The following is a 20250-nucleotide window of genomic DNA, read 5'->3' on the forward strand; positions in this document are numbered from 1 at the left end:
TTAAATGGTTTATTTCCACGAACAGTTTTTACTCCGAATACTTCTTGAGCTATACAATTCTTCTCTTCCTTGTCTACTTTCCTTCCTTGTCTCCCTTGTCTTATCCCCACCCTAAAGTAAAAAACCTACACCTGTCAGCCCCCGTCCCCCCCTTGTTAAGGGGGGGAGTAAGAGTAAGAGAAGCAGAAATCTGTTTCCCCGATTGACAAGCATTTAAAATACAAACCGGAATCCCTTTTCCTGTCAACAAATCCGCCAACTCCGACGCCTCCACCGGATCAGCCTTTCCCTGACTTTCCCCCTCCAAAAACAGAAACGCCTTCACCCCTTCATACTCAGTAATATCCTCTCGCCCCCACCGCGCCTGAAACGTATACCGCTTCCGTTTTTTCCCCTTCTGATATTGCTCATAACTCATCAACGAGCCATGAGCGTCAAAATGAATAATATGATAATAGCCCGCCCCTTTCTCCTCCAACTTATCGGATAACGCCTTGTATGTAGCCGGACGCAATAACTCCACATTCACCCGTAACTTTGCTGTCTCAATCGCTTCAATTAACGGACGGGAAATGGTACGATATCCTACATCCCTTTCTTCATCCGGTCGTGCTGTCACCAAGAGTAAATTAATCACCGGAAACGGTGGCATACTTGCCCCAATCGGAACGGGTTTGGTATGCTTCCGCAGCATCAGACAATCCACCGCCAAAGGACGCGATAAATCCGGATCACGCAGGGCTTCCCAATGCAGCGATTGAAACTCTGGCGTCTGGCTTTCAATCTCTATTTGAATCTGACTTAAATTCCCCCGGATTTGCCGATACTCGCTATAGGCGTCAATATTGGTTCTAAATACCTGCTCAAATAATTGTTCCCCATAAGCCTTAACCGATTCCTTCGCCTGTTCTGCCTTCACCGTTCCCAATTGGGGAAACACCAACCATTCCTCAAAATACCATTCCAGACTCTGTTCTTGTTTCGGGGTGAAGGGGTCAGTAATTGTAATCGGATAATTCACCCGCCCATCAAAACTGAGAGTCGCGGTAAATCCGTTATCGGTTGATTCCTGTTCGCGAATGGTGATGGTTGTCATTCGTCTTATGTCTTATGTCTTATGTCATGTATGGTAGCTAAAAAAATAGAGGCATGGCAATGCCGTGTCTCTACCTAAACCTGGAAACCAGCAGCACTAACTATTAAAGCTCATTGTTTTGTAATACAATGAAAGTCAGTATACCCAGCAAATTCTCAGTCTTTATACTCAGCGTCATCTACAGATAGTGCCAAATAACAAACTTGAAACAGTTTAGATAAAACCTAATAAATGAATCCTATGATGCAATCAGCATTACGAATTGAAGCCAAAGTTTTACCGGGCAATAAAATCGAAATTGACTTACCCCCTGATACCGCCTTCAATACAGTCGGAAAAACCATTGAAGTCATTCTTCTGTTGCCAGAAAAGCCAACCCAATCAACGGAACAATCTATTCTGGAAATATTGGCAGAAATTCACGCTCAACGCCCCTCTAGTCGAAACCTCGAAGAAATTAATCGAGATTTACAAGCCGAAAGGGATGCATGGGACAGCTAAATTTGCCTGACTCTTCTCGAATATATATTGACACGGTTGTTATGATTTACGCCGTTGAACAAGCTTCGGTTTATGGTTCATTGTTGGCTGACCTCTGGGCAAAAGTTCAAGCCGGAAACCTGGAAGTCTTAACCAGTGAACTAACGTTGATGGAGGTATTGGTTATACCCATCCGAAACTCCGATACCTTTTTGACAGATGCATACAAGCGATTGCTGCGATCACCTCAAATACAATTGGTGTCCATCAATCAACTCATCCTAGAAAAAGCTGCCAGACTCCGGGCAATTACACCTTCACTGAGAACACCAGATTCCATTCATATAGCAACAGCCATTACTTCAGGATGTAACCAGTTTTTAACGAATGATCAAAGGTTACGGATAATACCCGATTTACCTGTAGTAATTCTAGACGAAGTATTGTCTTCATAAAGTCATCGTCCTATCCACTTAATTTACTAGGGTCGCCCTTTTCTCAACCTTTTATGTCAGCAAGAACTGTCAAAAAAATAGAGGTACGGCATTGCCATACCCCTACCTAACATTAAAACCAGCAGCGCTAACGCACAGGTGGCGAAACTTCTACCCCCACGCGATCGCGTCCCCCAATTTCTGGGGCTACCATCGATACAACGGGCGGTTTCCCTTCCGCTAACGTCGGTACCGAACCGCGCAACCGGGCGGTTAACTGCTGTGTTGTCGAGTCATACATCTGCGTGACTAGCTTGGGATATAAGCCAATCCCAATAATCGGCACCAGCAAACAGGCAATAATAAACACCTCACGCGGTTCCGCATCCTGCAAAACCTCGTGTTCCACCAGTTCCTTATTTTCAGAACCGTAGAAGATTTCCCGCAGATTGGACAGCAGATAAATCGGCGTGAGAATTACCCCAACGGCTGCCAAAAAGACCACAATTACCTTAAACGTGGAATTATAGGCATCCGAAGTGGCAAATCCGACAAACACCATTAACTCTGCCACAAACCCACTCATCCCCGGTAACGCCAGAGACGCCATGGAACAAGTTGTCCACATGGCAAAAATCTTCCGCATCTTTTGACCGACACCCCCCATTTCATCCAACATCAGGGTATGGGTTCGGTCATACGTTGCCCCAACTAAGAAGAACAGACTCGCCCCAATTAAACCGTGGGACACCATTTGCAACACCGCCCCACTCAACCCCAAGTCGGTAAATGAGCCAATCCCAATTAAGACAAAGCCCATGTGGGAAATCGAGGAATAGGCAATCTTGCGCTTCAGATTCCTTTGGGCAAAAGAGGTTAATGCGGCATACACAATATTCACCACCCCCAAAATCACCAACACTGGGGCAAAATAGGCATGGGCATCAGGTAACATCCCCGCATTCATGCGAATTAGGGCATATCCACCCATCTTCAACAGAATCCCCGCCAGCAACATGTGAACTGGGGCGGTGGCTTCCCCATGGGCATCGGGTAACCACGTATGTAAGGGAAAAATCGGTAACTTGACCCCGTAGGAAATCAGAAACGCCGCATACAGCAACAGTTCCAGATTTAGGGCATAATCCTTTAAAGCGAGCGATCGCATATCAAAGGTGACAGTATCCCCATAGAATGCCATCGCCAAGGCTGCAATCAAAATAAACAGCGAACCCCCTGCCGTATACAGAATAAACTTCGTCGCTGCATACAGCCGCTTCTTGCCACCCCAAATCGAAAGCAGCAAATAAACCGGAATTAACTCCAGTTCCCACGCTAGGAAAAACAACAGCATATCCTGAACGGCAAACACGGCAATTTGACCGCCGTACATTGCCAGCATCAGGAAGTAAAACAGCTTCGGCTTTAGGGTTACGGGCCAAGCCGCCAGGATTGCCAACGTTGTCATAAACCCCGTCAGCAGTACCAACGGCATCGATAAGCCATCCACCCCCACCGACCAATTCAAGTCCAGCGTAGGTACCCAAGCATATTTTTCAACCAGTTGCAAGCCCGGATTGTCAAAATCATAGTTGATGACAAAGGCACAAACAATCAACGTAAAATCAATTAGCCCAACAATCAGGGCATACCAGCGTTCCCATACGCCATTCTTCTCCGGCAATAAAGGAATGCCCACAGAAGCGACGATGGGAAACAGAATAATTACGGTTAACCAAGGAAAATCAGTCATTAGTCATTAGTCATTAGTCATTGGTCATTGGTCATTGGTTATTCGTCATTAGTCATTGGTCATTAGCCATTCGTTATCAAGTGAACTAACTCTGAACGAATGACAACAGAGACACAATTTGCCACAGGATAGAACAAAGGACAAAGGACAAATGACAAATGACACATTTTTAAGACAACCCAGAAACAATCACAAAACCGAGAACTGCCCCAAAAACAATCAGCGCATAGAATTGGGCGCGACCGTTTTCGAGATATTTCAGTCCTTCACCACTGATTAGGGCAACTAAACCGGTTAAATTAACCGCACCATCCACCACACGGTAGTCTACTTCCATTACCTGGCGGGCTAGGCGGCGACTTCCCTGGACGAACAGCCGATTATAAAGATCATCGAAATACCACTTGTTGAGGGAAAACTTGTAAAGCGGTGTAAAGTTTTTCGCGATCGCACTTGGATCAATTTGACGCATCCGGTACATCAGTGATGCCACGGTAATGCCAATCAGGGCAATCCCCACTGAGGAAACTGCCATCACCAGAAACTCACTCCAGTTAAACGCCGCTTCATGACTCACCACTTCCGCCACGGTTTCTCCAGGGGCGTGGATAAATTCCTCAAAGTAGTTGTCAAAGGGCATCCCTACCAAACCAATCAGGGTTGAGGGGACAGCCAGTAACAGTAAAGGTAAGGTCATGGTTAAGGGTGATTCATGGGGAGACTCACTATGCCCATGGTCATGATCATGATCCTCAGCCTCTAATTCCCGCCTATCCATGGCACCGGGTCCAAAAGCGGGTGCAGGTTCAGCCACAGCCCCTTTAATTTGTTCCTTAATACTGGTGATATTCCCCCGGAAATCGCCCTCAAAGGTCATGAAATACATGCGGAACATATAGAAAGCAGTCAGTCCAGCCGTTAGCCAACCGACCACCCACAGTCCTGGAGACGCGGCAAAAGCATTGCCTAAGATTTCATCCTTTGACCAGAACCCGGCAAAGGGAGGAATCCCACAAATTGCCAGAGTGCCAATTAGAAAGGTTAGGGAAGTAATTGGCATATACTTCCGTAATCCCCCCATCAGCCGCATATCCTGGGCTAAATCCGGATCATGACCCACCACGGCTTCCATGCCATGAATCACAGAACCGGAACAGAGGAAGAGCATGGCTTTAAAATAAGCGTGGGTCATCAGGTGGAATAACCCGGCACTGTATGCGCCAATCCCCATTGCCATAACCATGTAGCCCAACTGGGAGATTGTGGAATAGGCAAGACCCTTTTTGATGTCATTTTGGGTCAGGGCGATGGTTGCCCCTAAAAAGGCGGTAAATCCTCCCGTCCAGGCAATGACTGTCATCGCTAGGGGGATATTTTCAAACACGGGGTACATACGGGCAATCAGAAATACCCCAGCCGCCACCATTGTCGCGGCGTGAATCAGTGCGGAAATGGGGGTAGGACCTTCCATCGCGTCAGGAAGCCAAACATGCAAGGGAAATTGAGCAGATTTGGCAACGGGTCCTAAAAAGACTAATACAGCAAACAGGGCGGCGAGTCCGCTGCTAATGTAACCGGATTCGACAAAGGCTTCTAAGTGGGCGCCCATGACATCAAACTCAAAGCTACCGGTTGCCCAGTACAGCCCCAGGATACCCAAAAGGAGACCAAAGTCCCCCACCCGGTTAACCACAAAGGCTTTTTGACAAGCATCGGCGGCAGCTTTGCGATCGTACCAGAATCCGATGAGTAGGTACGAACACATGCCCACCAGTTCCCAGAAAATATAAACCTGTATCAGGTTGGGACTAATCACCAGACCCAACATTGAGGAACTAAACAGGCTCAAATAGGCATAGAAGCGCACATAACCGGAGTCGTGTGCCATGTAGCCGTCGGTATACACCATGACCAGAAAGGCGACGGTCGTAACGACTACTAGCATCAACGCCGTTAAGTTGTCGATGGTGTACCCCATCATCAGGTGAAAATTCCCCGCTGCCGCCCATTCCAGGGTACGGGTAAACGGTTCATGTCCGTGAAATTGACTCCAGAAGATGGCAAACGACAGCACCATCGCCGCCCCCAGCAGGGAAACGACGAACACGGAGGATAACTGCCGTAGCTGATTCGTGGTTTTGTTGAATGAGATAAGCCCTAAGCCGACTAGCATTGCCCCTGCCAAGGGCAAGACCGGGATCAACCAGGCATATTGATAAAGCGGTTCCATGGAAGACAGCTTACTTTAGATTTCTTTACTATTTTGACAAACCGTTAACAACTGTGACATATACCTATACAAAAAGAAAGTTGGCTCAGTGTGAGCCAACCTCAAGTAGAAATACTTATTTTATAAAATTCGCCGGGAAAACCCCATCCCCTTGTGGGTGGGGTTGTTGACAAGAAAACTCCTGGGTTGATTAATTTTGCTGATAGTGATGCCTCAACAAAACGAATAGTTCAGTGCATCGTGGCTTCAAATACTTATTCGTTAACAATAAGCCAAAAAGCAGATAGCGTAAACCTTACAGCCCTCTGCCCTCTGCCTTTATCTACTAGGCGGCTGATTGAGTGGCACTCTCTAAGGCGGTATGGGTTAAACCTTGCCCAATGGATGCTGAAAACTGCGATTGATTGTCCCCGATCAGATTTTGAATCGCCAAGCGCAAGTCATCTCGTCCTTGAAAGCCTTCTAATCGCTCCACTAACTGACCGTTTTCAAATAAAAGCAAGGTGGGTAAAGATTTGAGTTGATAGCTACTGGCAAGCCTGAGACTATTATCTGCATTCACCCGCACCACTTCAATCTGATCGCTCCATTCCTGCTGTACGTCCTCCAACATTGGCTGGATTAGGCGACACAGCCCACACCAAGGTGCCCAAAAATCAACCAGAACCATCTTGGAGTTTTCTAAAACGTATTGCTTAAACGTCTGCTCGTTCACCGACAACACCATGATCCCTCGAATTCTATTGAATTTTTACTCTAGCCTTGGGATCATGCTACATCGAATTGGGATTATTTGAACAACAAATCCGCTAATTTTACCAATTTATTTGGGCAGTTGCTCGCATAAGTAGGGGATGCGCCCACCACAACAAGCCGATAAAGCCAATTACCCCAAGATAGGCGGGACGGATAAATTCTTCCCATTTCAGGGTTTGGCGTCCCTGAATTAGCGCCAGGAAAGGAAAAACCGAGGTACGCTCTTTGACAGACTCAAAGGCGTCGCCATAGCGTTTGGAAAGCCGTTGATCCCCATGCCAAACGCCAAAACAATGGTGCAAAATTAATCCTACCGAGGTGAGTAGAGTGAAGCTAGTGCCAATCCAGAGGGTGTGAGCAATACACCAGATCACCTGTCCCACCATTTGCGGATGTCGGGTAATGCGAATGATTCCGGTTTCGTAGAGATGAACTTGGGGTTTCTGGATGGCGGCGATTTCTAACAGATTGAATGTGGCGGGGTAGAGAAACAAAAAAGAAATCGCTGAAAGCCACCAGACTAGGGACTTGATCCCCGGAAGTCCCTGCACCCGCCACAATTGAATCCCATCATAGCGGTGGTTGAAAAAGTAAATAATTAATACAACAGCAAGAGATAGGCTAACCAGAGCAAATAAAATTCTATAGAACCTCGCGCCAATGCGTTGTTCAGCCCAAGGTCGCAGTGCGGCTAGACCACTATGCGCGATCGCAAATCCCAAAAGTAGTCCAGCCATTACCCAATGACTGGATGTCAAGTTCGTCCAGACCCCCATAAATCCTGATGTTGATTCATTGCACAATTCATCCTAGCAAGAATACTCAAAGAGTTGATCCCGTGTTGTGTTACTGTCGATTTCAGGCACAGGTTTACACGTTCGTTGTTGGCAATTCCTACTATCGTTGACGTTAAATCCCATCTTCAACCCCCCTGGGATTGCCTGTTATTGCTCCTTTTTTGATGGTTTAGCTCCTATGTCTGACCTTCCTTTCACTCTCGATCAACTCCGGATTCTCAAAGCAATCGCTTCTGAGGGGAGTTTTAAACGTGCGGCGGATAGTTTGTACGTTTCCCAACCGGCTGTGAGTTTACAAGTGCAGAACTTGGAACGACAGCTTGATGTCCCCTTATTTGACCGAGGCGGGCGTCGCGCTCAATTGACAGAAGCCGGACACTTACTCCTAAGCTACGGTGAAAAAATTCTCACCCTTTGTCAGGAAACCTGTCGGGCGATTGAGGATTTACAGAATCTCCAGGGTGGGACGCTGATTGTGGGCGCCTCTCAAACCACGGGAACCTATCTCTTACCTCGAATGATTGGCTTGTTTCGACAGAAGTATCCCGATGTGTCGGTACAATTACAAGTTCACTCGACGCGCCGTACTTCTTGGTCTGTTTCCAATGGACAGGTTGATTTAGCCATCATTGGCGGTGAAGTCCCCACGGATCTTCAAGAAACTTTACATATTATGCCCTACTCGGAAGACGAGTTGGCGCTAATTTTACCTGTCTTTCACCCCCTGGCAAAGGTGGGAACCGTGCATAAGGAGGATTTGTATAAGTTACAATTTATTGCGCTTGACTCCCAATCCACGATTCGTAAGGTAATCGACCAGGTTCTCACGCGCTGTGATATTGATACCCGACGCCTGAAGATTGAGATGGAACTCAACTCAATTGAGGCAATTAAAAACGCCGTGCAATCGGGATTGGGTGCAGCGTTTGTGTCTATTTCAGCCATCGAAAAAGAATTGCAAATGGGTGTCTTACACCGAGCAACGATAGAAGGCGTTGTGGTGAAGCGGACGCTGTCTTTAATCGTCAATCCCCATCGCTACCGTTCCAAAGCCGCCGAAGCCTTCAGCCGGGAAATTTTGCCCCAGTTTGCGCCTCCAGGATGGGAAGAAAAACCACCGTCCTCGCCGCCAATAACTGCTCCTAAATTGAATTCGGCATCGTCTCAACCTGCATCGTCTCAACCGACAGGTTAAGGACAATTGCTCGAAAGATTTTCGGTTGAAATTGCCTGAGTGCAAAGGTGTGAGAGTGTAGGAGTAAGAAGAGTAAGCTACCTGTAGGGGTACGACATGTCGTGCCTCTACTAGGGAATGAATTGTCTAATAGAGAGAAATGCTGGCTGGCAATAGTGAGAAATTTGGCTCGACGTTTAGCCGTTAAATTAAAAGGCTATAAATAATCCTAAATGGCAAGCAGCCAGACGACAACCAATTCAAACTCTTCAAATTTATGGCATCACCTTGCTCAGGAAAAATGTACCCTTGCTCCCCCAGCTCCCCCAGCGTCCCCAGCTTCCCCAGCGTCCCCAGCTTCCCCCGCTCTCCCTCACCACAACACTTATTCAGCAGCCCCTATTTAGGCGGTTTTGGGATGCCCGTTGTACATACTGTGAGCAAAGTCCAAGCGAAAATCGCCACTGTCGTGCCGTTGCTCATTCAACGGAGTTATTGGTTTCAGGGGCATCCAAACCCACTCAACCACCTCCTTGATCACTGCCCACCCGTAGGCGAGTGGGGTATTCCGGAGGCTTGGATTAAAACAAATCCCGCAGGGGGCTGCGTTTTATGCTACCCTGCTAGAGCAGAAATCAAAAAAGCAGCAACGAGAGCGATCGCCAATGTGCCAGCATTAGTGTCTGTCATAAGCCGCCCTGTCCAATCACCCCGTATTATATAGGATTACCGTGTACTCTATAAAATCGCCAACATGGAGCTTGATATTCAGTCGGGATAATCACTTAAAGTTGAGAGAAAAACACACATTTTTAGCTAGAAGCGGTAGTCTATCTAGGAAAAGGTGAGAGGAGTAAGGTTGTGGAAGTTGTCAAAGAGTACGTCCAGCGGTGGTACGAAAGTGGATTAGCGCCCGACGAATATGTTTGCCATCAAAAGCAGGGGAATTTAGTCGAGATAGAATCAGTCGCCACAGGAAAGCGTCAGACGGTTCTCACGTTCTGTACGAATGATGTCTTGGGTCTGGTTCAGAACGAGGCGGTTCGCCAAGCAGCGGTTGATGCTATTTTTCAATACGGTACGTCTAACAGTTCAACCTCAGTCCTGAGTGGTCGCATCGATTTACATCGGCAGCTCGAGCAAGAGATTTCGGAGTTTAAGCACCTACCCCATACCCAACTCTTTTTGAATGCGTGGATGGCGATGCAAGCCCTAATGGATGCGTTCTGCCATTTGGCTATTCCCGTTCCTGGCTTTCAGCATACCCGTGAGACATTAATTTTGACTGATGTCCTCAACCATGGCTGTATTCTCTCAGCCGTCGTCAACGCGGGAACTCGTTCTGGAAAGTTATTTGGTCATAGTCCGCGTGTGCGGGTGAGAGCCTATCGCCACTGTGATGTAGAGGACTTATCGCGGAAACTGCGTCGCTATGCTCGTCCCCAAGATCGAATTATGGTGATTTCTGATGCAGTATTCTCAATGGATGGGGATATTGCCCCCCTCCCCGATATGATCGAGGTGCTGCGACATTACGAAGGCAGTGTCTTGGTGATGGATGAAGCACATGCTAGTGGGGCGATTGGGGCGACAGGTGGCGGCATCTACGAGCATTTTGGCATCCTACCCCAATACACCATGGAGCAAGGTGTTGTGCCGCTGATTATGACCACGTTTTCCAAGTTTGCCGCGTCAGCGGGGGCGGCAATTAGCAGTCCTCTGCCAGAATTGATTCCCTTATTAAATGTTTCGCCCACGTCGATTGGTACGGTTTCCCTGTCGCCACCTCTAGCAGCCGCCGCCTTGGAGAGCATTCGTCAGGTGCGCCGTCATCCCGACATGGTGAAAAAGCTTCAGGCAAATACTCGCTACTTGCGATCGCGCTTAGTCGAAGCCGGATTTGATGCCATTGGTGAAACTAACGTTATCCCGGTTATTTTACCCTCAGAAATTAATCCGAAATTGTTTGGTCAGTATATGTTAGAGAATCATGGCATTTGGGTATCACCCATTTGGTTTATTGCCAAACCCCGTATCCGGATGACGGCAAATGCTCTGCATACTAAGGAGGAAATGGATAAATTAGTCGCCGCCATGGTAGCAACACGAGATTTTTTATATAAACCCATGATCAGCGCCTAACTTGTCCTGGGTTATTGGTTATTTGACGAATGACAAATGACAAATGACAAATGACAAAATTCGCACTGTAGCCACTCCAGCCGACCAGGACTTGTTTCTGGATGTACCTGCACGAGTCTATGGGAATGACCCCAATTGGATACCGCCGCTGCGTAGCGATGTAGCGAAGCAATTTGCCCCCGATAATCCCTTTTTTGGCTACGGCAAATTACAGCAATTTATTGCCCTCGACTCGTCCCACCCTTCCCAAGCGGTGGGGCGAATTGTGGCAGCGGTGAATCAACGGTTAATTGAACGAGAGGGGAAAACGGTTGGTTTATTTGGGTTTTTTGAATGTGTCCAAGATTGCGCGATCGCGCAATCTCTCCTGAATGCGGCTTGTCAGTGGTTACGGGAACAAGGCATGACTGTGGCGCGGGGACCGATTGATTTATCGACTCACAATAATTGTTTATTTTTGGTCGATGGCTTTGATACACCGCCCATGGTGATGATGCCCTATAATCCCCCCTACTATCCCGAATTTCTGGAAAAAGAGGGCTGGCAAAAAGCGAAGGATGCATACTCTTATGATTTTCCCCTCGATAAGCCCTTATCGGATAAATTTAAGAAAGCCTATCAGATTGCCCGTAAATCGGGGATCACGTTTCGCCCGATTAGAACCAAAGGCGAAGGATTTGAACACGATTGTATTAGTCTTTATCACCTCTTTAACCGTGCCTTTGCCAATAACTGGAGTTCTGCACCGAGAACGGAGGCAGAATTTCTAGAAGAAGCCAAGTCATTACAGACGTTAGTTGATCCAGATGTTTTTCCCATTGCCGAAGACAAGGGTGAAATGATCGGCTTTTTTATGGGATTACCGGACTATAATATTCCCCTAAAACAGGTTAAGGGGAAACTCAACTGGCTGGGAATTCTCAAGTTTCTTTGGTATCGTCGCCAGATTGACCAAGGACGAGTGATTGCGATTGCCTCATTGCCAGAATATCGCCGCAAAATGGTGCCGTTGGCGTTAATTTATTTGGGAATGCAAGGGGGGATTAAGAAGGGCAAGCCCTATAAGCGGGCAGAATTGGGTTGGGTGTGGGAAGATAATTTTCCGTCTCGTAAGTTGATTGAAGCGTCGGGAGGGACAATTTATAAGACGTATCGAATTTATGAAAAAACGCTGTAGTCAGTATCAGCTTAATTGTTCTGACTTAGGACTTACGCACAGGCTCTATTTGTAGGGTGTGTTAGCGTAGCGTAACGCACCCTTACCGCTATAGTACGAAAAAACTCAGCAAAGTCCGACGTTTTCCTTTCTACCCATTGCTGAAATTCCTGGATTAATTGAGCAGAGTAAGACAATGGGACAACGAGCGGTAGTACGTTTATTTCGCCAGCGAATTCAAGAAATTTTGGCAAATCAAAGTTTGGATTAAGAGGAATAGCACTAACGCCTAAGTTTGTAGTTGCGCTGTCTTCGCCATAAGCGCTGGCATCGCTGACTATAAATGCTTAAGTCAGTAACATTCGTTTTAGCTTCCAAATGCTAAAGTAGTATGGATACTACAAATTGTTTCAGCGTCTGCTTCATTGAGAATGGACTCCCCTAACTTCAGCAATCCCCAGCAAGAGCGAATCTATCGCAGGCTCAACTCCCTTGTCAGTCCCGGAGCGGCTGCTTTTTGGCGTGACGCCTGCCGTCTCATGGAGATGGAACCATCGCTGGAATCTACGACACACTTTGTCGGTCACTCATTGCGAGAAATTGAGAGTTCCCTGCGTGCAGTATTAAAGCCTTTCTGGGAGCCATCGGAGCAGCCATCAAAAAAGAAGAAAGCTTCAGGTGACGATACGCACAAGGCTCAAATTAAGGCTGTGTTACAGGCACTCGAAATTCCTGAAACATCGGATGTAGCTAGGACGTGGTTGAGCTTGCCTGGTAGAAACAGCGAGTATGGACTCCACAGACGCGCACATCGCGATGACCTAGCATCACCACGTCCAGTTGATGAAAAATTTAGACAGTTTTGGAGAGATATACAGGCTGTTTTCGATCAAGTTCTTGACAGATTTGAAACTCGCTACTCTGACATCCGTCGTCTGTTAGACGAGTTGTTGACAAAATCTGAGCCGGAAAAAAAAGATCTAGATAGACTTCGTCTTCATATTCCTAATAGTCGTGCTGGTCTGGGATACTTCTTTGAGCAGCTCAAGTATCCAGGATGGCTAAATTTACTTGAGCAAAAAGGTTTCTTTGAAAATCCGCCTGAGCCAGAAGTAGATCTTGAACGTGGTGTGATAGCTTGTCCCCTTTGGTCTCAGTCCCGCTACCTAGCACGGATGGCTTCTCAAGAACCCGAAATAGTTCTAGAGATTGCCCAGAAAATTCTAAAAACGGGGACAAAAAATATTTTAGTACATGAAGACTTGGCAGAAGCAGCTCGTGCAATGCCACCAGAACTAGCTGCACGTTGGGTAGAACAAGAAACACAATGGCTTAGAGATCAAAATTATCTTCATTTCCGTCTTCCACAAAAGTTAGGTGAACTAATTGCTTATCTTGCCGAAAGTGAGCAAGTGGATGCTGCGCTGGGGTTAGCTCGTGAACTTCTCGCTGTGATGCCAAATCAAGAAGGCGACTATCTGACGCGAGTACGCACACGCTGCGATGACTACTATTACAGGCAAATTCTCACCGAATATATACCTAAATTAGTGTCCGTAGCTGAAGAGAATACTTTAGGACTGCTCTGCGATTTACTGCGTGATGCTATTCGGCTTTTTCAACTTCCTCATGGAAAATCAACTTTTGAAGATAATTCCTGTGAATGGGCTCGTGCTTTTGAAGGAACTTGGCAAAATTACAGACATGACGTAAGAAGTATTTTAGCTGCTGCTGTATGGAAGGCTACAGAACAAATCGCTAGCAAAAATCCGGATAAAATACGATTTCTAGTGCAAACGCTTGAGAATTATCAGTGGCTAATTTTTCATCGCATAGTTCTTCACCTACTCCGATGCTTTCCTAATGAATGTCCTGATCTGATTGCTGAACGTCTAGCTAACCGAGATCAGCTAAATCAGCAAATACCTTGCTATGAATATAAGCTTTTGCTTAAAGAACACTTTGCTCAGCTTGAACCCAGAGTCAAAAAAACTATTCTCGGCTGGATTGCAGAAGGACTAGAGGATACATCCTGGATTAAAGAAGAAAAAATTATTTTGTACATTAAGCACTGGCAGCGAGATTGGTTAGCCATCCTCAGTAGTAGCCTGCCAAAAGAGTGGCAACAGAAATATGAACAGCTAGTTAGGGAGATTGGTGCTGCTGAATCCTTAGAACCTCCAGGAGGTTTCAATGTATGGCAAGGACCAACCAGTCCAAAGTCTGCTGAGGAACTCGCTGCTATGAGTATGACAGAGCGATTTGCTTTTTTGAAGGAATGGCAACCTACGGGGAAACTATTTGCGCCCTCACGCAGTGGTTTTGCCGGTGAGCTTTCCAAACTTATTGCCCAAAAGCCGGAAAATTTTATAGAGGAAATTGAACAATTTAAGGAAGTTGATTCAGAATATATGATAGCCTTCCTTCGAGGCTTACAGGAAAATTTAAGAAATCCTTCAGAAGTACAACCAAAATTCTCTTCGTGGGAGCCAGTATTTGAGTTTTGCTCTTGGATGCTGAATCAACTGAAAAATGAGTCGGAGAGTCAAGATGCAGTTAAGGGTTTAAATTATGGACAATGGGATCAAGTTTGTAGGGCTGTAGTTGATTTTATTGATGCTGGTCTTAAAGAAAATCAGATTCCATTTAAATTTCGTAATCAAATTTGGATAATTTTAGAGCAGTTAACGAATGACCCTTGCAGCCAAACAATGACAGTTATCCAGTATACTCTATGGGTACAACAGCATTTGCTGGAAAAAAGTGATGGAGAGGTAAAAACAGCGCCAGGTTTTGATAAAATTCCTGAAGCGCGAAATCTCCTTGAGCGCCATTTAGATCCAAAACATGATCCTTCGCTAACGATTTGGTCTGTTTATGGTCGATATCTCCTGTATTTGATGCGACTTGATTTGAACTGGACTACCCAAAACTTGGAGAGGATTTTTCTGAGAGGCACAGACTTCCAAGAATTTCGCGACTCGGCTTGGGAAGGATACATTACTACTAATGCTCCTTACAACAATATATTTCCTATACTCCGAGAGGAGTATATTTATGCGATAGAGCGAATTGATACCCCTATTCCTGAAGGGCAAAATCTGTGGAGAGCCAATGAGAGATTAACAGAACATCTGCGAGCATTATACTGGCGTGGTGTACTGAAACTGGGTGAGCCAGATCACCTCTTGGAACGGTTTTTTGCTAAGGCTCCTGCCCATAATCGACAAACATTCATGAGAGAGATTGGGCAGTGGCTACGTCATGGAAACTGTGAGGTTGACAATGATTTGCTTGAGCGATTACAAAGACTATGGGAATGGCGGTTGAGCGAAATCAATAGTAAAAAGGTAACTAAGTCACAAGCCGACGAGCTAAAATACTTTAGCTGGTGGTTTGTTTCGAGAAAGTTCGATGATAGCTGGGCGATTGATCAATTAGTCAAGGTTCTGGAGAAATCAGGAATTATAGAGGACGATTTAGATTTGCTCAAGCATTTCCTTGACCTTGCTGAGTCGATGCCACTGGCGATTGTAGAATGTTTAAGCTTGATGACTATGGCTCCACCCAATTCAGGTCAGTATTGGTTGGCTTCTTATCACCACGAAGAGTACCGTGCTATTTTGTCCGCAGTCCTTAACAGTAAAGATGAGCAGACTCGTAAAGCAGCAAAAGAGCTGATTAATCGCTTATTAGTTCATAGCATAAACTTGAGAGACTTATTACCAGAAAGAGAAGCGTGAAATTTTCTGTACTCATGTGGATAATTTTGGCAAAGATACTTTGCCAATAAACTCTGCAAATTGCTCTCCTGGCAGTTAAGCAACCATGACAACAAAAACTAAATCACTCACCCTAGCTGAATTTCTCAAAGTTCCCGAAACCAAACCTGCTAGCGAATTTATCGACGGTAAAATTTATCAAAAATCCATACCAAAAGGGAAACACAGCACTCTACAAATATGCCTCGCAAATACAGTAAACGAGGTGGGATTTACTGAAAAAATCGCTTACGCTTTCCCCGAATTACGCTGCACGTTTGGCGGACGCTCTATTGTGCCAGATGTTGCGGTATTTCAATGGGAAAGAATTCCCTTCGATGCTGATGGAGAAGTAGCAAACGTATTTGAATGTTCTCCAGATTGGACAATTGAAATTCTTTCACCAGACCAGTCACAAACAAAGGTGACAGATAATATTTTATTCTGTCTCAGACATCAAACCAGATTGGGGTGGTTGATTGATCCCGATGAGAAAGCCGTAATCTGTTTTTATCCCAATCAATTACCAGAAATTATGCGACAACCAGAGGATAGGCTACCTGTGCCAGATTTTCTAAGTCTACAGCTAACCGTTGAACAGGTATTCTCCTGGCTGAAACTGGGACAGCTTTTGTAAATTACAGGTGTGCGATCGCGCAAATCCATTTGCGTTAATTTACACAGTATTGTTAATTAAAAGTCTTGTGATTAGTGGGTTACGGCGGACACCGAATTAAATGGTGATTTTTTGAATTGAATTACCGCCTAACCCACCCTACCTGGTATTATATTTTATGGCTTAAGGCTCTAACTTATGCTTGTATAAACATGATTGTCACGCCCAGCTTAGGCAGGGACTACAATTGAATCAAGGTATCAAGGGCAGTTCACTATGACAACAGCAACACCAACGCCTCAATCCCAGAAAAGGGGCGCTGAACCAGTCGTTACTTTAAAAGGCGTTAGCTGGCAAACCTTTAAGACATTACTGGCGGAAATTGGTGAAGACCGAGCCTGTAGAATGGCTTATGATCAGGGAGTATTGGAAATTAGAATGCCACTGGAAGACCATGAAGAACCCAAACGACTGCTTGAAGACTTTGTGACAGCTATAGTTGATGAATTGGGTATTGAACTTAGAAGTCTTGGTTCATTGAGCTTGAAGCGCGAAGACTTAACTCGTTTTATTGAGCCGGATAGCTGTTTCTATATCCAAAATGAATCACGAGTCAGAGGTAGACGAATCAATCTAGAAATTGACCCACCGCCTGATTTAGCGATTGAGTCGGATTATACCAGTTCCTCTGTTGATAAACAATCTATTTATGCGGCTCTGGGTGTTCCGGAATTGTGGAGGTATACTCGTCAAACTCTCCAGGTTTATCAATTAGTTGAAGGAGAATATGAACCGAGAGAACAAAGCATGACGTTTCCATTTTTACCTGTAACCGAGATTCCCGGTTTTATTGAACAAAGTAATATCCAGGGACAGCGAACAGCCGTGCGATTGTTTCGCCAACGAGTTCGAGAACTTTTACAAAATCAATAGAAAATCAGCCCGGAGTTCAAACTCCGGGCTAAGAGCTTACACCCGTTTAAACGGGTTCGAAGACTTCCTCAGTAAGCTTTAGCTTACTTTAGCTTTCAGCCGGAAATTTATTTCCTGGCTATGCTTATCTAGTCAGCTAAAGCTGACTTAAGCTTTTGGTTCCTTGCGTTTGAATCAAAGGCTGGTTAACACTAACAGCCAGGAGGTGTGATGAAAGCCCTAGTCACCGGAGCCAACGGATTTACCGGTTCTCATTTAGTTAAAGCCTTAGAACAACGGGGGGATAGCGTTGTCGGTTTTGTCCGCAAGTCTAGCAACCTTCAGCGTCTCTCGGATTGCCACGTCCAACTGGTTTACGGGGATATTAGCGATCGCGACGCCCTGAAAACGGCAATGACTGGTGTAGATTGGGTATTTCACACCGCCGCTTATGTGGAATTAGGACTCGTTGATGCCAAGAAAATGGAACGGGTGAATGTTGAGGGAACTCGCGCTGTTTTAGAAGTGGCTCAAGCGGTTGGCGTATCCAAACTCGTTTACTGTAGCACCATTGGCGTCTTTGGCGACACCAAAGGTCAAGTCGTCAATGAAACCTTCCAACGTCAGCAAACCGACTTTTCCAGCGCTTATGACAGCACCAAATACCAAGCCCAACAAATTGTAGACCAATGTGCCGCCCAAGGATTACCCGTGGTGAGTATCCTCCCGTCTGGTATCTTTGGTGCAGATGACCCCCATTTTGGTCCGGTACTCAAGCAATTTCTCAAAGGCGGCTTAAAGGTATGGGCGGGGGGCGATCGCATTACGGGGATTGTTCACGTTGATGACTTAGCTAACGCCATGATTCTGGCAGCCCAAAAGGGTCAACCGGGCGAGAAATATATCATTTCGGCGGGCGATCTGTCCACCCGTGAGATGTTCACCCTTCTCAGTCAAGACACTGGGATTCCGGTTCCGGCGGAAGCCCCCAAACCCTTGGTGAGACTCGCCGGAAACCTCCTTGACCCCATCGGACGCCTGTTGAATTGGCAACCGCCCCTGAGTCGGGAACGGGTGCATTACGTCTATGATCGGTGCGTGCGCGTCGATGCAACGAAAGCGCGTCAAGACTTAGGCTGGAATCCGCGATCGGTATCCCAAACCCTCAGTGAGATTGTCAGGATCATGAAAACCCAATCCTAGATGGATAAATGGGTAGTGGCGTGGCACACTTAATTAGATAGATTAGCTGGGGTTCGTAGTAAGGGCTAAAGCCCTAGATTCCGTTGGGTTGAGCGAAGTCGAAACCCAACCGACAACCTATTCGACCATTTTAGCTGTGCCACGCCACTACAACTACAAGCTAGGGAAAAACCCCCTACCCTGGATTTTGACTTGTTGCCGAATCGGATAAGATATCAAGGCACAATTGAATGGCAACAACCTAGGGAAACTCCGGTGTAAGTCCGGGGCTGTGCGGCAACTGTCAAGGTTGAAATGGCACGCTCTTTCAGGTTTGTCGTCGATGCTTCAGTGTTTATGGCGCTCGCATCGCAACTACCAACCCAGGTGACGTTCCACCTAAGCCAGAATACCTAGCTGTTGCTTATCCACTCTATATTTCCGCCTCGCACGGGAAGGGAGCTTAATTTTAATGCCGACTGTAGACACGACTCATTTCACCCCAGATTCACTATCTTTGCCACCACTCCCCCTTAACCGCCCCCTGTTAATGATTGGTCACGGTAGCCGGGATATGCAGGGGCGTCAGGCGTTTTTGGATTTTGCCCACGCTTACCAAGGGTTAGACTCGTCTCGCCCAGTTGTTCCTTGTTTTCTGGAATTAACCACTCCCAGTATTCAGGAGGGCGTAGACCAATGTGTAGCACAAGGGTATACAGAATTCTCTGTGTTGCCGATTTTGCTGTTTGCAGCGCGACATAATAAATTTGATGTCACCAACGAGTTAGACCGCGCTAAAGCCAGACATCCGCAAATCCGATTCTATTATGGGCGTCATTTTGGCATTACTCCGGCAATTCTGGAGTTATGGCATCGGCGACTGGCTGAACTGGATCAACCATCAGAGAACAGTTCAATGTCCTCAATTCCCAGAAGTGAAACGGTTCTTCTAGTTGTTGGTCGCGGTTCTAGTGATCCCGATGCTAATGGTGATGTCTACAAATTAGCGCGTCTGCTCTGGGAAGGCAGTGGCTATAAAACGGTTGAAATCTGCTTTATTGGGATTACTCATCCCCGGTTAGAGGAAGGATTCAATCGCGCTCGACTTTTCCAGCCTAAGCGGATTATCGTTCTGCCTTACTTCCTGTTTACCGGGGTGCTGGTGAAAAAAATATTTGACATCACAGCGCAGCAGCAGGAGCAATATCCGGATATTACGATGACCTGTTTACCCGAAATGGGTATTCAACCGGAATTACTCTCGGTATTGCGGGAACGAGAAATTGAGACGCAATTGGGACAGGTGCAGATGAATTGTGAATTGTGTAAGTTCCGATTAGCGGCAGTGGGGGATAATACGGGTCACACTCATAATCATGATCACGGTCATCACCATGATCATCACCACCATAGTCATAATCACTCGGAGCATCCTCCTGATCCTTACGCTGATCCGGAAGCTTACCATCAGCGCATTTGGCAAGTTCCTTAGTTCGTCTTATGTCTTATGTCATTGGTTATTGCTAATGATTCATGATCGCTCATGTTTTGACACCAACGATTGAGGAAAGGGCGACCCGAGCCAATTGAGTAGATACAGTTGTTGATTTTTGGAGGCGGGCATTGGTGTCAACTTAAGGTGAAAGCTCGGTTGAGCAAGGGTGTCGGGTGTCGGGTGTCGGGTGTCGGGTGTCAGGATGGAATTGTCTGTTGGAGGCGAAAAAACCTCACACCTACCACCATTCACCTCACCTATTCATC

At 46.3% G+C, this 20250-nt stretch carries 15 protein-coding genes and 1 pseudogene; 10 read left to right on the plus strand and 6 right to left on the minus strand.

From position 1 onward, the window contains the following. Positions 1-184 precede the first annotated feature (184 nt). Positions 185-1096 (minus strand): annotated as a pseudogene (locus RIG66_RS13650) (CHAT domain-containing protein); the annotation flags it as partial. Positions 1097-1336: 240 nt separating this feature from the next. On the opposite strand from RIG66_RS13650, the gene RIG66_RS13655 reads away from it, so the two are divergent. Both RIG66_RS13655 and RIG66_RS13660 read left to right on the plus strand, forming a co-directional pair. Then, on the plus strand, positions 1337-1597 hold the full coding sequence (locus tag RIG66_RS13655) for a hypothetical protein (protein ID WP_446378812.1): 261 nt from the start codon (positions 1337-1339) through the stop codon (positions 1595-1597). Then, entirely contained in the window at positions 1585-2031 is a 447-nt protein-coding gene (locus tag RIG66_RS13660) for a type II toxin-antitoxin system VapC family toxin (protein WP_446378814.1), read from the plus strand. The genes RIG66_RS13655 and RIG66_RS13660 overlap by 13 nt, the downstream gene beginning before the upstream one ends. A 127-nt stretch (positions 2032-2158) precedes the next feature. Here RIG66_RS13660 and ndhD1 read toward each other — a convergent pair whose 3' ends face one another. From ndhD1 to RIG66_RS13680, 4 genes are all read right to left on the minus strand, one after another. Further along, positions 2159-3763 carry a photosynthetic/respiratory NAD(P)H-quinone oxidoreductase subunit D1 gene (ndhD1, locus tag RIG66_RS13665; RefSeq protein WP_446378816.1) on the minus strand — a complete coding sequence of 535 codons (1605 nt, stop codon included), beginning with the start codon at positions 3761-3763 and terminating at the stop codon, positions 2159-2161. 169 nt (positions 3764-3932) lie between these two features. Beyond that, entirely contained in the window at positions 3933-5993 is a 2061-nt protein-coding gene (locus tag RIG66_RS13670; RefSeq protein ID WP_446378818.1) for an NAD(P)H-quinone oxidoreductase subunit 5, read from the minus strand. A gap of 325 nt (positions 5994-6318) precedes the next feature. Further along, positions 6319-6708, minus strand: coding sequence for a thioredoxin (gene trxA, locus RIG66_RS13675; protein WP_446378820.1), 390 nt, complete (start codon positions 6706-6708; stop codon positions 6319-6321). 100 nt (positions 6709-6808) lie between these two features. Continuing rightward, positions 6809-7525 (minus strand): NnrU family protein, encoded by a 717-nt coding sequence (locus tag RIG66_RS13680; RefSeq protein ID WP_446378822.1) that lies wholly within the window; start codon positions 7523-7525, stop codon positions 6809-6811. A 199-nt stretch (positions 7526-7724) separates the two neighbouring features. Here RIG66_RS13680 and RIG66_RS13685 point away from each other — a divergent pair, with 199 nt between their 5' ends. Then, positions 7725-8741, plus strand: coding sequence for a LysR substrate-binding domain-containing protein (locus RIG66_RS13685; protein WP_446378824.1), 1017 nt, complete (start codon positions 7725-7727; stop codon positions 8739-8741). A 382-nt stretch (positions 8742-9123) separates the two neighbouring features. Here the strand turns inward: RIG66_RS13685 and RIG66_RS13690 are convergent, their stop codons facing one another. Further along, entirely contained in the window at positions 9124-9249 is a 126-nt protein-coding gene (locus tag RIG66_RS13690; RefSeq protein ID WP_446378825.1) for a hypothetical protein, read from the minus strand. 332 nt (positions 9250-9581) lie between these two features. Between RIG66_RS13690 and RIG66_RS13695 the strand changes: the two genes are divergently transcribed. The 7 genes from RIG66_RS13695 (at position 9582) to RIG66_RS13725 (ending at position 19981) form a co-directional block, all read left to right on the plus strand. Beyond that, positions 9582-10862, plus strand: coding sequence for an aminotransferase class I/II-fold pyridoxal phosphate-dependent enzyme (locus RIG66_RS13695; protein WP_446378827.1), 1281 nt, complete (start codon positions 9582-9584; stop codon positions 10860-10862). Positions 10863-10905: 43 nt separating this feature from the next. Then, a complete protein-coding gene (locus tag RIG66_RS13700; protein WP_446378829.1) occupies positions 10906-12039 on the plus strand; it encodes a hypothetical protein in 1134 nt (377 codons plus the stop codon). A gap of 524 nt (positions 12040-12563) precedes the next feature. After that, entirely contained in the window at positions 12564-15761 is a 3198-nt protein-coding gene (locus tag RIG66_RS13705) for a hypothetical protein (RefSeq protein ID WP_446378831.1), read from the plus strand. A gap of 85 nt (positions 15762-15846) precedes the next feature. Then, complete coding sequence (locus RIG66_RS13710) at positions 15847-16416, plus strand: Uma2 family endonuclease (RefSeq protein ID WP_446378833.1); 570 nt, start codon at positions 15847-15849, stop codon at positions 16414-16416. Between the two features lie 255 nt (positions 16417-16671). Next, positions 16672-17328, plus strand: coding sequence for a Uma2 family endonuclease (locus RIG66_RS13715; protein WP_446378835.1), 657 nt, complete (start codon positions 16672-16674; stop codon positions 17326-17328). A 210-nt stretch (positions 17329-17538) separates the two neighbouring features. After that, positions 17539-18510 (plus strand): NAD-dependent epimerase/dehydratase family protein, encoded by a 972-nt coding sequence (locus tag RIG66_RS13720; RefSeq protein ID WP_446378837.1) that lies wholly within the window; start codon positions 17539-17541, stop codon positions 18508-18510. Between the two features lie 451 nt (positions 18511-18961). After that, the gene (locus RIG66_RS13725; protein ID WP_446378839.1) at positions 18962-19981 is read left to right on the plus strand and encodes a sirohydrochlorin chelatase; all 1020 of its coding nucleotides are present in this window, start codon (positions 18962-18964) and stop codon (positions 19979-19981) included. The last annotated feature ends 269 nt before the right edge of the window (positions 19982-20250 follow it).

The sequence above is a fragment of the Coleofasciculus sp. E2-BRE-01 genome (assembly GCF_040221695.1).
Lineage (GTDB): Bacteria > Cyanobacteriota > Cyanobacteriia > Cyanobacteriales > Coleofasciculaceae > Coleofasciculus.

What these genes read in the sequence shown, in the direction of transcription:
- RIG66_RS13655 (WP_446378812.1), top strand. Translation starts at nt 1,337, where the DNA reads ATGATGCAATCAGCATTACGAATTGAAGCCAAAGTTTTACCGGGCAAT.
- RIG66_RS13660 (WP_446378814.1), top strand. Translation starts at nt 1,585, where the DNA reads ATGGGACAGCTAAATTTGCCTGACTCTTCTCGAATATATATTGACACG.
- ndhD1 (WP_446378816.1), bottom strand. Translation starts at nt 3,763, where the DNA reads ATGACTGATTTTCCTTGGTTAACCGTAATTATTCTGTTTCCCATCGTC.
- RIG66_RS13670 (WP_446378818.1), bottom strand. Translation starts at nt 5,993, where the DNA reads ATGGAACCGCTTTATCAATATGCCTGGTTGATCCCGGTCTTGCCCTTG.
- RIG66_RS13680 (WP_446378822.1), bottom strand. Translation starts at nt 7,525, where the DNA reads ATGGGGGTCTGGACGAACTTGACATCCAGTCATTGGGTAATGGCTGGA.
- RIG66_RS13685 (WP_446378824.1), top strand. Translation starts at nt 7,725, where the DNA reads ATGTCTGACCTTCCTTTCACTCTCGATCAACTCCGGATTCTCAAAGCA.
- RIG66_RS13700 (WP_446378829.1), top strand. Translation starts at nt 10,906, where the DNA reads ATGACAAATGACAAAATTCGCACTGTAGCCACTCCAGCCGACCAGGAC.
- RIG66_RS13705 (WP_446378831.1), top strand. Translation starts at nt 12,564, where the DNA reads ATGGAACCATCGCTGGAATCTACGACACACTTTGTCGGTCACTCATTG.
- RIG66_RS13710 (WP_446378833.1), top strand. Translation starts at nt 15,847, where the DNA reads ATGACAACAAAAACTAAATCACTCACCCTAGCTGAATTTCTCAAAGTT.
- RIG66_RS13715 (WP_446378835.1), top strand. Translation starts at nt 16,672, where the DNA reads ATGACAACAGCAACACCAACGCCTCAATCCCAGAAAAGGGGCGCTGAA.
- RIG66_RS13720 (WP_446378837.1), top strand. Translation starts at nt 17,539, where the DNA reads ATGAAAGCCCTAGTCACCGGAGCCAACGGATTTACCGGTTCTCATTTA.
- RIG66_RS13725 (WP_446378839.1), top strand. Translation starts at nt 18,962, where the DNA reads ATGCCGACTGTAGACACGACTCATTTCACCCCAGATTCACTATCTTTG.